An 11630-nucleotide genomic window follows, 5' to 3' on the forward strand; every position below is an offset into this window, starting at 1 on the left:
TTATGCATAACATTCTTAAGTATTTTTTTAAGTTCAAGAACAAATTCAAAAATCAAGGACAATTGTTTTCGCTTCGCTCAAATATTAGCCTACTTCATAGGAGATTCCTAGCAAGCTCGGAAAGACAAAATCAAGTGCAAGTTCAAGTCCAAAAATCAAGTTCAAAATAAAATTCAAAGTCAGTAAATTAAAACATAAAAGTCATATAAGAATATAAAAAGTGAAACTTAGTTTTACTTTAATAAGTTCATAAAAGATTATAACTATTTCAATAATTTTATCAATCTGTGTTCCAAAAAACATGAAAATCCAAAATCTTAGTGAACTTAGTGCCTTCTTTGTGTTCCTTGTGGTTAAAATAATATCCGGAAATCTATTTTCTAAATTCTATCTTCTATTTTCTTGATAAATAGTATTTTTGTAAAAAATAAATCACATGTCATCATTTTATAAATTAAGCATTAAAGAAATCATCAAAGAAACGGCCGATGCGGTTTCGATTCTTTTTAATGTACCCGACGAATTAAAATCGTATTACCAATTCGTGGCTGGACAATACGTAAACTTAAAAATCACGCTTGACGGACAAGAAATTAGAAGAGCGTATTCAATTTGTTCTGCTCCAAAAAGTGGTGAATTACGAATTGCCGTTAAAGCCATCCAAAATGGATTCTTCTCTAAGTTTGCCAATGAAAAATTAGTGGTTGGAAACGTAATCGAAGTAGGAACTCCAGAAGGAAAATTCACTTTCGAACCTAAAGCAGAACGTCAAAAAAATTACGCTGCTTTTGTAGCTGGAAGTGGAATTACTCCTGTTTACTCGATTTTAAAATCGGTTTTAGAAGAAGAGCCAAATAGTACTTTTGTTTTAGTTTATGGGAATAAATCGGAAAAAGATACCATTTTCCACAATCAATTACACGAGTTACAATTGCAATATGTGGGGCGTTTGTTCGTGCAATATGTGTACAGTCAATCTACTGCTGACAATGCTTTGTTTGGCCGAATTGAAAAATCAACCGTAAACTTCATCTTGAAAAACAAACATGCCGAAATGGAATTCTCAAAATTCTATTTGTGCGGACCGGAAGAGATGATTAATTTGGTTTCGGATACTTTAAAAGAAAACAATATTTCAGATTCAGATATTAAATTCGAATTGTTCTCGACATCATCAAGCGAAGGAGAAACCGTTGCGAACGCTGATGGTCACACTAAAATTTCTATTTTAGTTGACGATGAAGAAACGACTTTTGAAATGAGTCAAAAACAAACTTTATTAGAAGCGGCTTTGAAACAAGGTTTAGATGTTCCGTATTCTTGTCAAGGTGGGATTTGCAGCAGTTGTATTTGTAGAATTACCGAAGGTGAAGCAATCTTAAAAAAGAACCAAATTTTATCTGATGCTGAAATTGCTGAAGGATTAACATTAGCATGTCAAGCACATCCAACAACAGCCACAATTAAGATTGATTTTGATGATGTATAATCATTGAAATCCCAAATAATAAATTCTAAATTCCAATTTTACCTAGATAAAATTGGAATTTATTTTTTCAATAACTTGAGTTGGTAAAATCGTTCGCATCACATCATCATAACCTTCCACTTTTTTGTTTCCATAAATAGAAGTTGGTAATAATGGATATTGCGTTCTATCTGAAGTCAAACAAAAATCATCGGGTTGATTGAAAGGTTTGAAACCTGCATAAGGATGCGTGGCTCCCCACAGCGTAATAACTTTCACGCCCAACATCGAAGCAATATGCGCATTTCCTGAATCCATTGAAAGCATAACGTCTAAATTGGAAATCACTTCCAATTCTTGTTTGAATTTTAATTTTCCAGCTAAAACGATTACGTTATTATGTTGGTTTTGCAATTGATTCAGTAATTGAATTTCTTTTTCTCCTCCACCAAATAGAAAGATTTTTTGGTCTTTATTTTCGGCTAAACCATCAATTACTTCTTGCATCAAATCCAACGGATAGACTTTACTTTCATATTGCGCAAAAGGTGCAATTCCAATCCAATTTTGATTTTTAGTTCCCGTAATTGAGATGATTTCTTCCGATAGATTAGCCTTTTCTGGAAATTGCGGATTTGATAAATCAATTGAAAATCCAAGTTGTTTGAGCGTTTTCACATGTCTTTCAACCATTGGCGTTACTGGAGCAAAAACTTTGTTGGTTAAACTCGTTAAGGCTTTTTTTTCAACTCTTCCTTTATCGGTTGCAGCAACTTTTTTTCCGCTTAATGCGAATAACGTTCGGACAACTTTAGAACGAAGCACATTGTGTAAATCGGCTACCACATCAATATTCAATTTTCGTAAATCGGAAAATAATCGAAGTAATCCGATAAAACCTTTATGTCGCTCTTTCAAATCCACACCGAAGAAATTCACATTCGGAATTCCGTCAAAAAAAGGTTGGAAAAAAGGTCGGGAAACTACGGTAATTTTTACTTTCGGATATTGTAAAACTAAGGCTCTCAACACAGGAACTGTCATTGCGACATCACCCATGGCAGAGAGCCTTATTACCAATATGTGTTTGGATTTAGACATCAAATGATGACTATTTTTTATTTTGATACAACACCGGATTTAACTCCTCGTCGTTGTACATTTTCATTTGTTTATACACTTTCATGTATTTGTCACCTGCTTCAATGTCTTCGATTAATTGGCTAATTGAAGTAAACATATCGTTTTTTTGATCTAACAATACATTTAATTTTTCTTGACATTTAGCTCTGTGTTCCGCTGTAGCTTCTGCACGAGTTGCCTCTTCGTTCATGTGGTAAATTTTCAAAGCTAAAATCGACAAACGATCAATTGCCCAAGCTGGACTTTCCGTATTTATTTTTGCATTTGGTTTTACCTGAACATCTTTATATTTATTTAAGAAATAACTGTCGATGTATTCCACCATATCGGTACGAACTTGATTCGAAGCATCAATTTTACGTTTTAAATCTAAGGCTGCAACTGGATCAATATTGGGATCACGAACGATATCTTCATAATGCCATTGCACGGTATCTACCCAGTTTTTTGCAAACAACAAATATTCAATTGTTCCCTTTTCATAAGGATTTAAAACAGGTTGATACACATCGTCAATAATGTGATATGTTTTGATACTTTGTTCAAAAATGGGAAATGCAAATTCAGCAAACATAATATTCATATTTAAGTGACTACAAAAATAAGGTTTTTTTGTACTTTTATCCTGAAATACAAAAAATAAAATCAATGCACATTCATTATATCTCTGAACAAAACAGTATTCTCAATCATTTTTTGGCGCAAATTCGTGATGTGAACATCCAAAAAGACAGTATGCGTTTTAGAAAAAACATTGAGCGTATTGGGGAAATAATGGCCTACGAATTAAGTAAAACACTTGATTATAAAAAAATTGATGTGCAAACACCGCTAGGTATTAAACATACTACCACCATTGCCGAACCTGTAGTTTTATGTTCAATACTTCGTGCAGGATTGGCTTTACATCAAGGTTTTATGAATTTTTTTGACAATGCAGAAAACGGATTTGTTTCGGCTTATCGTCATCATTACAACAATGATGATAAATTTGAAATTTTAGTAGAATATCAAGCGGCGCCTTCTTTCGAGGGAAAAAACTTGATTTTAATTGACCCAATGCTAGCTACTGGACAATCATTGGTAGCCGTTTTACATAAATTGCATTTAGAACAAAAACCAAAAGAAATTCATATTGCAGTTGTGATTGCTACCCCCGAAGGAATTCAATATTTGGAAGAAAATGTTCCTGAAAACTGTCATTTGTGGGTAGCCGCTTTAGATGATAAATTGAACGAACACAATTATATCGTTCCTGGTTTAGGTGATGCTGGAGATTTAGCTTATGGAATTAAATTATAGTTGCATTACAAAAAAGAAAAGCCCACAAATCAACAAAGAATACAACACTATTTCTCTTACCCAATTATTTTCGATTTTTTCTATAAAATTAGCTCCTATTATTGCTAAAGGAGCAAAACAAAATGCAAGACATCCATTGTTTTTATTAGCTGAAAGTATGTAAATCCCCAAACCTAAAAGAAAGGAAAATAATATCGTTTTGTGAGAAGATTGTAAATTCAACGCTTTTTTAGGAATATCAAAAAGATGCGAAATAAAAGCAAACAAACTAATAGAGGAAAAAAGAGCTAATGCAATTCTTTGGTAAATATTATCAAAATAATAGAAATCAAAACTAACGTACGTTTGGCTCAATATTTCACTCATTAAACTATTGTTCATAATACTGTTCGCAAGAAAAAACAAAACCGTTACTGCAAACAATGATATAAAAGGAATAATCCAATTTCGATAATCTTTAGAAACGTGGAGTATAATAGCTATGAATACTAAAACTATGTAAAATATGCTCCAAAAATGAAATAATGCCGCCAAGAAAATCCAAAAAGAAGCATCAAAGATTTTCTCTTTAGTAGCTGAGAAAGATTTTAATGAAATCAACTTTCTTAAAGCTAATAATAACATAAAATTAGATACTATTATCTCTTTGTTTTGAAAAAAAGAAGAAAAAAAAAGTAAAAAAATAAAAAACAACAATAAAGCGTAATTATTACCTTTTATCAAGTCGTTCTTCAAAGCGATAAAATCCGTTAAAAATAAAGAAAAGAAAATTAAAATGCCATAACCAAAACCTTCAACGTAATAGAACCAATCTGCACTTGGTGAAGCTGTGGAAATAGTCTTCAACACAATAAAAAATAATGATAAAATGCCTATCATTAAATAATTAAATGGTCTTGTTTTACTAAAAACGCTTGCTATCATCCGAATATTTTATATTTTTGTGGTGTAAATATAATACTTTATCAAAATGAAATCATTTTTTGAAGGAATACAATCACTTTTCGTAGATTTTTTATTCTTACCTATGGATTGGTTAAGAGAACTAGAATTAACTGATTGGTGGACTGCAAATATCTTAAACTGGATTTTTATTATTATTTGTTGTGCGGCTATGACCTATTGGATTAAACAATTGAACATCTTTAAGGCCAACAATGAAGATGACCAAGATACAACAGCACACTCATTTTTAAAATAATTTTAAGATACTAGCAAGGATTATAAATCCCTACCAATATCTGTTCTAAAATACATCTTATCAAATTGTAGCTTAGCTATACTTTGATAAGATTTTTTTATGGCTTCTTGAAAATCTTTCCCGTAAGAAGTTACAGCTATCACGCGACCTCCATTGGTCACAACTTTACCATTCTGTAATTTTGTTCCTGCATGAAATGGAATAGAATCTATTATATTTTCCAATCCGAAAATCTCTTTCCCTTTTTCGTAATCCTCTGGATAACCACCTGAAACGACCATAATAGTTGTTGCTGCCCTTTCATCAATTTCCAAAGTAATTTTATCTAATTGCTGATTCGAGATGGCCTGAAAAATTTCAACTAAATCACTTTTTAATCTTGGCATTACTACTTCTGTTTCTGGATCACCCATACGAACATTGTATTCGATTACCATTGGTTCGCCTTTCACATTGATTAATCCTATGAAAACAAATCCTTTGTATTCAATTCCGTCTTTCTGTAAACCTGCAATGGTTGGTTTTACAATTCGAGTTTCAATTTTTTCTAATAAAACTGCATCCGCAAATGGAACTGGAGATACCGCACCCATTCCGCCGGTATTTAATCCTGTATCACCTTCTCCGATTCGCTTGTAATCTTTTGCTGTTGGTAATACTTTATATGATGTTCCGTCGGTTAAAACGAAACAACTTAATTCGATTCCGTCTAAAAACTCTTCGATGACTACTTTTGAACTCGCTTGTCCAAATTTAGCTCCCACCAACATATTTCTCAACTCCGTTTTCGCTTCCTCTAAATCGGATAAAATTAAAACACCTTTTCCTGCTGCTAATCCGTCTGCTTTTAAAACATATGGTGCTTCTAAAGTTTCTAAAAATGCACAACCTTGTTCTACAGTTTCTTTTGTAAAACTTTCGTAACGAGCCGTTGGAATGTTGTGTTTTACTAAAAATTCTTTGGCAAATTCTTTACTTCCTTCCAATTGTGCTCCCACTTTTGATGGACCGATTACTGGAATGTGATTGATTTGAATGTCATTTTTAAAGAAATCATAAATTCCTAAAACCAATGGATCTTCAGGTCCAACCACAACCATTTCCACTTTCTCCTGTAAAACAAAAGCTTTGACAGCATCAAAATCGTTCGGATTCAAATCCACATTTTTTGCGATGGATGCTGTTCCTGCGTTTCCAGGTGCAACAAAAAGAGAAGTACATTTTGAAGATTGAAGCATTTTCCAAGCTAGTGCGTGTTCTCGACCGCCAGAACCAAGTAGTAAAATAGTCATTTTGTGTGTTGTTATGTTGTTTGGCAAAAATACTTCGTTTTGAACACAAATAATAATTTTTTTTCCTACCTTTGACGTTAGTAACGCGAAAAGTATGATAATTTCTTTTGGAGATAAAAACACCGAAAAAATTTGGAATGGTATAGCCGTAAAAAAGCCATCCATTGAAATTCAAGAAATTGGAAGACGAAAACTGAGAATGTTACACAATTCAATGGATATCAATGATTTAAGAATTCCGCCATCGAACCGACTGGAGAAATTAAAAGGAAACTTAAAAGATTTTTATAGTATCCGAATTAACAATCAATGGCGCATTGTTTTTAAGTGGGAAAACAATAATGCTTTTGACGTTGAAATTATAGATTATCATTAATTATGAGTAGATTAAAAAACATACATCCAGGTGAAATTTTATTGGAAGAATTCATGATTCCATTAGAAATAACAGCTTATAAATTAGCTAAAGATATTGATGTTCCTCAAACTAGAATATCGGAAATCATCAAAGAAAAAAGAAGAATTACGGCTGATACTGCGATTAGACTGAGTAATTATTTTGGAAATTCTGCCAAATTTTGGTTGGGCCTACAAGACGATTATGATATTGAATTTGAAAAAACACAGAAAGAATTAGAATTTAAAAACATCATTCCTTTTGATGATAAAAAAGTAGCCTAATGTTCAACTTGTTTCATCTTTCTTTAAAATTAAGCGGTTTTCCGATTGCGAATGCTCAGGCTGATTTTGAAAAAATTCTAGCGATTTCCGAAGCAGATTATCCTGATTATCTCGAAACTAAAAAGCGAGAAATTGTAGAATTTCATTTGAAAAACAATCCTTTTTATCATAATTTAGTTGGGAAAGAAACTTTCGACAATTGGAACGAATTACCCGTTCTAACCAAAAAAGATTTACAAAAACCTTTAAAAGATCGACTTTCAAAAGGCTATTCCGAAAAAACTGTTTTTGTAAATAAAACTTCAGGTTCAAGTGGTGATCCATTTGTTTTTGCTAAAGATAAAGAAGCGCATGCCTTTACTTGGGCTTCGATTATGTATCGTTTTGGTTGGTATGGTGTTGATTTTAATTCGTCGTATCAAGCGCGATTTTATGGCATTCCCATGGATTTTATTGGGTACAGAAAAGAGCGTTTGAAAGACTTTTTAAGCAAAAGATATCGTTTCCCGATTTTTGATTTATCGGATACAATTTTAGATGGTGTTTTGGAACATTTTAAAACCGAAAAGTTTAATTACATCAATGGTTATACAAGCTCGATTGTCCTTTTTGGAAAATATTTACAAGCGCGAAATATCATTTTAACCGATGTTTGCCCAACGTTGAAAGTTTGTATGGTAACATCTGAAATGTTGTTTGAAGAAGACAAAATCTTGCTTGAAAAATATTTAGGAATTCCCGTTGTCAATGAATATGGTGCTTCGGAATTAGACTTGATTGCATTTCAGCATCCAAATGACGAATGGCAAGTGAATTCGGAAACCTTGTTTTTAGAGATTTTGGATGAAAATAACCAACCTGTTCCTTATGGAAAAAAAGGAAAAATAGTGATTACTTCCTTGTACAACAAAGCGCATCCGTTTATTCGTTATGAAATTGGCGATATTGGAATTCTGGATGAAAAAAGCACGTTGAAAAAACCCATACTAAAAAAATTAATTGGAAGAACCAGCGATGTTGCACTTTTACCAAGTGGAAAAAAATCGCCAGGATTAACCTTTTACTACGTAACCAAAAGCATCATTGAAGATGATGGGAACGTAAAAGAATTCATTGTGCGCCAAACCAAAATAGATAGTTTTGAGATTGATTATGTGAGTTCTGTAGAATTGACTTTGGAACAAACTCAAGAAATTGAAAAAGCAATTGCTAAATATTTAGAACCTGGATTGCATTTTACTTACAACCGAAAAAAAGTTTTGGAACGCACAAAAAGAGGGAAATTGAAGCAATTTCAATCAAATTTATAATTGATTTGTAAGTTTGAGCAAAGTCGAAAACTAATTTCTATACTTCATAAAACCGCGATACATCCAATGCAACATATAATAAGTAGATTGAACAATATTAAGTCTCCCAACTTCTCTATAAAATTGCCATTGGTATCGAATCAAATTCGATTTTCTTCTGGAAAGTGAGTTTTCTCTGATTCTGTAAATTGCTTGTGTTTCTTGTATTCCGTATGCGAAAGGAATGACTTTTAAATAATTCAACCACAATCCCATGTCTTGACGTTTTCGGATTAATGGCATGTACTTTTTGCCTAACTTTTTAATGTCTAAAAAAGCTGTCAAACAACTTACAGAATTCGATTTTAGAATATCTGTATAGGAAACTTTATGCGGAACAATAAAATCCGAAAAAATAAACTCTAATTTTTCATTAGCTCTTTTATAGGACGAAAACACGAATGGAATACCAATTTCTTTAATGGTTTTGATGTTGTTTTCGATAAAGGTTGGGAACCAAATATCATCGGCGTCGATAAATGTCAAATAATCACCATACGCTTTTTCAATACCGGTATTTCGAGCTACTGCTGGACCAAAATTTTGGCCTAATTTATGAAATTGTATTCGATCGTCATTTTGAATTATGGATAAAACTACACTTTCGGTTTCATCCGAAGAACCATCATCTACAATTATCATTTCCCAATTTGAATAGGTTTGGTTTTGTACCGATTGTATTGTTTCAGCAATGAATTTTGCAGAATTATATGAGGGGGTTATTATTGATACTAAAGCATTCATTAGTAGGCTTTTTTTTCTCCTTTAATGGTATTGATTATTGTTGCAAAAATAATCTTAATATCAAGAAGTAATGACCAATTTTCAAGGTAGAAAATGTCATATTTTACACGATTAATTATATCCTTCTCTGTCTCAACTTCTCCTCTAAAACCATTTGTTTGAGCCAAACCTGTAATCCCTGGCTTTATAAAATGTCTTACCATAAATTTATCAACGCTTTTCGCATACATTTCAGTATGGCTTACCATATGAGGTCTAGGTCCAACAACTGACATATCTCCTAACAATACATTAAAAAACTGAGGCAATTCATCAATACTAGTTTTTCGTATAAACTTTCCTACTTTGGTAATTCTGGGATCATTCTTTTGAACTTGTTCTAAATCGGCTATAGGGTTTAAATACATTGAGCGGAATTTATAACAAAAAAATTCTTCATAGTTCAAACCATTTCTTTTTTGCTTAAAAAAAATGGGACCTCTAGATTCCAATCTAATAATCAACGCTAAAATTGGAGTCAACCAAGACAACAAGAAAACAATTATCGCTGTTGAGAATACGATATCAAAAAAACGTTTCAATCGCTTATTGACTTCTTTATCTAAAGGAATCGTTCGTAAAGAAATTATTGGGATATAACCATAATATTCGACCGCTAGATTTCTCAAAAAAGTATTCTTACTATCTGGCAAGAACTTTACAGTTTTTAAATTATTATCCGCAAAATGTATAAAACTATTAATTTCTCTATGTGTTAAAGTATTTATAGATAAATAAATTTCGTCAATTTTGTTATCGATTACAAAGTTTTTACTTTCAAGTATTTCTTTTTTCTTTATCTTCTTTAAATCAAATATCTGGGAAAGATTATAACCATAGTCGGGATTTGTTGTAAAGAATGCTTTTAACTCGTCAACACTTTTACCGTTTCCAACAATAACAACATTTCGTTGATTTCCACCATACAGAATACGGTATTTTTTAAGGAGAAAGAAAATAGAAAATTTAACGAATCCCACTAATAAGAAACAGCATAAGATATAATACCCTACTTCATCTACTGTTACGTACTTATATTTAAAACCAACATAAGCAAAAGTGATTAAACTTGTTAAAAAAAATTGCTTTAATAATTTGGCAAAAATCTCAATTTCTTTACTATACCTGTAAACCTCATAATACCCGGAATAATAAGACACAATCAACCAAAAAAAGGATAACAAGACATGATATCCAATATTACTCATAGCAGTTCTCATACAAACTATAACTAGAAAATTAATAATAACTAAATCTAGAATAATTTGTATTGGTCTAATATAAACGGAGTATCTGCCTGTTTTGTTTTTCAATTAATGAATGTATTTTGTAAAATCTTTATGTTCTTCTTTAGCCAATTCTTCTGGAGAAAGTGATTTAAAATACGCATAGGTTAATTTCATTCCGTCTTCACGTGATACTTTTGCTTCCCAACCTAATATTTCTCTTGCTTTAGTAATATCGGGTTGACGTTGCATGGGATCATTTATTGGAAGCGGATGATAAACAACTTTTTGATCGGTTCCAGTTAATTTAATGATTTCTTCTGCAAAATCTTTAATCGTAATTTCATCTGGGTTTCCAATGTTTACTGGTAAATGATAATTTGAATGCAATAATCTAAAAATTCCTTCTACTTGATCATCAACATAACAGAAAGAACGGGTTTGACTTCCGTCTCCAAAAATAGTTAAATCTTCACCGCGAAGTGCTTGTCCAATAAATGCTGGAATAACACGGCCATCGTTCAATCGCATCCTTGGTCCATATGTGTTAAAAATTCGTACAATTCTAGTTTCAACACCATGAAAAGTATGATACGCCATAGTTATAGATTCTTGAAAACGTTTGGCTTCGTCATAAACACCTCTAGGTCCTATAGTGTTTACGTTTCCATAATATTCTTCTGTTTGTGGATGTACTAAAGGATCCCCATAAACTTCTGATGTTGAAGCAATAAGGATTCTAGCCTTTTTAACACGTGCTAAACCTAGTAAATTATGTGTGCCCAGCGAACCTACTTTTAAAGTTTGAATTGGAATTTTTAGATAATCTATTGGACTTGCTGGGGATGCAAAATGTAAAATATAGTCTAATTTGCCGGGTACATGAACAAATTTTGTAATGTCATGATGGTAAAATTCGAAATTTTGAAGCTTAAAAAGATGTTCAATATTTTTTAAATCACCCGTAATTAGGTTATCCATTCCGATAACAAAATAACCTTCTTTAATAAATCTATCGCAAAGATGAGAGCCTAAAAAACCTGCTGCACCTGTAATTAATATTCTTTTCATAATAATTTATTGTCTTTTTTATTGTTTGTCAAATCCAAACAATTCTGATTTGTTTAACAAATGACATGGTCAAAAATAAGCTTATCATCAATGATGTCAAAACATAATATATAA

Annotated in this window: 13 protein-coding genes; 6 read left to right on the top strand and 7 right to left on the bottom strand. The window is 32.0% G+C overall.

All coding sequences use genetic code 11. The features are described from left to right. Nucleotides 1-436 precede the first annotated feature (436 nt). Entirely contained in the window at nucleotides 437-1489 is a 1053-nt protein-coding gene (locus BUE95_RS03685; protein WP_073581538.1) for a ferredoxin--NADP reductase, read from the top strand. Between the two features lie 42 nt (nucleotides 1490-1531). On the opposite strand, the gene BUE95_RS03690 is transcribed toward BUE95_RS03685, so the two are convergent. Beyond that, entirely contained in the window at nucleotides 1532-2569 is a 1038-nt protein-coding gene (locus BUE95_RS03690; RefSeq protein WP_073581539.1) for a glycosyltransferase family 9 protein, read from the bottom strand. 10 nt (nucleotides 2570-2579) lie between these two features. After that, the gene (locus BUE95_RS03695) at nucleotides 2580-3185 is read right to left on the bottom strand and encodes a DUF4254 domain-containing protein (RefSeq protein WP_073581541.1); all 606 of its coding nucleotides are present in this window, start codon (nucleotides 3183-3185) and stop codon (nucleotides 2580-2582) included. Nucleotides 3186-3259: 74 nt separating this feature from the next. Here BUE95_RS03695 and upp point away from each other — a divergent pair, with 74 nt between their 5' ends. Beyond that, complete coding sequence (upp, locus tag BUE95_RS03700) at nucleotides 3260-3913, top strand: uracil phosphoribosyltransferase (protein ID WP_073581543.1); 654 nt, start codon at nucleotides 3260-3262, stop codon at nucleotides 3911-3913. Here upp and BUE95_RS03705 read toward each other — a convergent pair. After that, entirely contained in the window at nucleotides 3908-4837 is a 930-nt protein-coding gene (locus tag BUE95_RS03705; RefSeq protein ID WP_073581545.1) for a DUF6427 family protein, read from the bottom strand. The genes upp and BUE95_RS03705 overlap by 6 nt on opposite strands. A 46-nt stretch (nucleotides 4838-4883) precedes the next feature. Here BUE95_RS03705 and BUE95_RS03710 point away from each other — a divergent pair, with 46 nt between their 5' ends. Then, a complete protein-coding gene (locus BUE95_RS03710; protein ID WP_073581547.1) occupies nucleotides 4884-5114 on the top strand; it encodes a DUF6341 family protein in 231 nt (76 codons plus the stop codon). A 20-nt stretch (nucleotides 5115-5134) separates the two neighbouring features. On the opposite strand, the gene purD is transcribed toward BUE95_RS03710, so the two are convergent. Continuing rightward, on the bottom strand, nucleotides 5135-6406 hold the full coding sequence (gene purD / locus BUE95_RS03715) for a phosphoribosylamine--glycine ligase (protein ID WP_073582416.1): 1272 nt from the start codon (nucleotides 6404-6406) through the stop codon (nucleotides 5135-5137). Nucleotides 6407-6500: 94 nt separating this feature from the next. Here purD and BUE95_RS03720 point away from each other — a divergent pair, with 94 nt between their 5' ends. Genes BUE95_RS03720 through BUE95_RS03730 form a run of 3 tightly spaced genes read left to right on the top strand, consistent with a single transcriptional unit; the run spans nucleotide 6501 to nucleotide 8397 of the window. Next, on the top strand, nucleotides 6501-6782 hold the full coding sequence (locus BUE95_RS03720) for a type II toxin-antitoxin system RelE/ParE family toxin (protein ID WP_073581549.1): 282 nt from the start codon (nucleotides 6501-6503) through the stop codon (nucleotides 6780-6782). A 2-nt stretch (nucleotides 6783-6784) separates the two neighbouring features. Further along, complete coding sequence (locus BUE95_RS03725; protein ID WP_073581551.1) at nucleotides 6785-7087, top strand: HigA family addiction module antitoxin; 303 nt, start codon at nucleotides 6785-6787, stop codon at nucleotides 7085-7087. Then, nucleotides 7087-8397 carry a phenylacetate--CoA ligase family protein gene (locus tag BUE95_RS03730; protein WP_073581553.1) on the top strand — a complete coding sequence of 437 codons (1311 nt, stop codon included), beginning with the start codon at nucleotides 7087-7089 and terminating at the stop codon, nucleotides 8395-8397. The genes BUE95_RS03725 and BUE95_RS03730 overlap by 1 nt, the downstream gene beginning before the upstream one ends. A 30-nt stretch (nucleotides 8398-8427) precedes the next feature. Here BUE95_RS03730 and BUE95_RS03735 read toward each other — a convergent pair whose 3' ends face one another. From BUE95_RS03735 to BUE95_RS03745, 3 genes are all read right to left on the bottom strand, one after another. Beyond that, complete coding sequence (locus BUE95_RS03735; RefSeq protein WP_073581555.1) at nucleotides 8428-9180, bottom strand: glycosyltransferase family 2 protein; 753 nt, start codon at nucleotides 9178-9180, stop codon at nucleotides 8428-8430. Beyond that, nucleotides 9180-10427, bottom strand: a complete 1248-nt coding sequence (locus BUE95_RS03740) for an undecaprenyl-phosphate glucose phosphotransferase (protein ID WP_394333984.1) — start codon at nucleotides 10425-10427, stop codon at nucleotides 9180-9182. Before BUE95_RS03740 ends, BUE95_RS03735 begins: the two co-directional genes overlap by 1 nt. 105 nt (nucleotides 10428-10532) lie before the next feature. Further along, nucleotides 10533-11516, bottom strand: coding sequence for a UDP-glucuronic acid decarboxylase family protein (locus BUE95_RS03745; protein WP_073581559.1), 984 nt, complete (start codon nucleotides 11514-11516; stop codon nucleotides 10533-10535). Between the last annotated feature and the right edge of the window lie 114 nt (nucleotides 11517-11630).

Origin of the sequence: Flavobacterium cucumis, from assembly GCF_900148835.1 — a bacterium.
GTDB classification, from domain to species: Bacteria; Bacteroidota; Bacteroidia; order Flavobacteriales; family Flavobacteriaceae; genus Flavobacterium; species Flavobacterium cucumis.

Bases quoted from the DNA above. Each gene is read 5' to 3' on its own strand.
- BUE95_RS03685 (WP_073581538.1), top strand. From the start codon at position 437: ATGTCATCATTTTATAAATTAAGCATTAAAGAAATCATCAAAGAAACG.
- BUE95_RS03690 (WP_073581539.1), bottom strand. From the start codon at position 2,569: ATGTCTAAATCCAAACACATATTGGTAATAAGGCTCTCTGCCATGGGT.
- BUE95_RS03695 (WP_073581541.1), bottom strand. From the start codon at position 3,185: ATGTTTGCTGAATTTGCATTTCCCATTTTTGAACAAAGTATCAAAACA.
- upp (WP_073581543.1), top strand. From the start codon at position 3,260: ATGCACATTCATTATATCTCTGAACAAAACAGTATTCTCAATCATTTT.
- BUE95_RS03705 (WP_073581545.1), bottom strand. From the start codon at position 4,837: ATGATAGCAAGCGTTTTTAGTAAAACAAGACCATTTAATTATTTAATG.
- BUE95_RS03710 (WP_073581547.1), top strand. From the start codon at position 4,884: ATGAAATCATTTTTTGAAGGAATACAATCACTTTTCGTAGATTTTTTA.
- purD (WP_073582416.1), bottom strand. From the start codon at position 6,406: ATGACTATTTTACTACTTGGTTCTGGCGGTCGAGAACACGCACTAGCT.
- BUE95_RS03720 (WP_073581549.1), top strand. From the start codon at position 6,501: ATGATAATTTCTTTTGGAGATAAAAACACCGAAAAAATTTGGAATGGT.
- BUE95_RS03725 (WP_073581551.1), top strand. From the start codon at position 6,785: ATGAGTAGATTAAAAAACATACATCCAGGTGAAATTTTATTGGAAGAA.
- BUE95_RS03730 (WP_073581553.1), top strand. From the start codon at position 7,087: ATGTTCAACTTGTTTCATCTTTCTTTAAAATTAAGCGGTTTTCCGATT.
- BUE95_RS03735 (WP_073581555.1), bottom strand. From the start codon at position 9,180: ATGAATGCTTTAGTATCAATAATAACCCCCTCATATAATTCTGCAAAA.
- BUE95_RS03740 (WP_394333984.1), bottom strand. From the start codon at position 10,427: ATGAGTAATATTGGATATCATGTCTTGTTATCCTTTTTTTGGTTGATT.
- BUE95_RS03745 (WP_073581559.1), bottom strand. From the start codon at position 11,516: ATGAAAAGAATATTAATTACAGGTGCAGCAGGTTTTTTAGGCTCTCAT.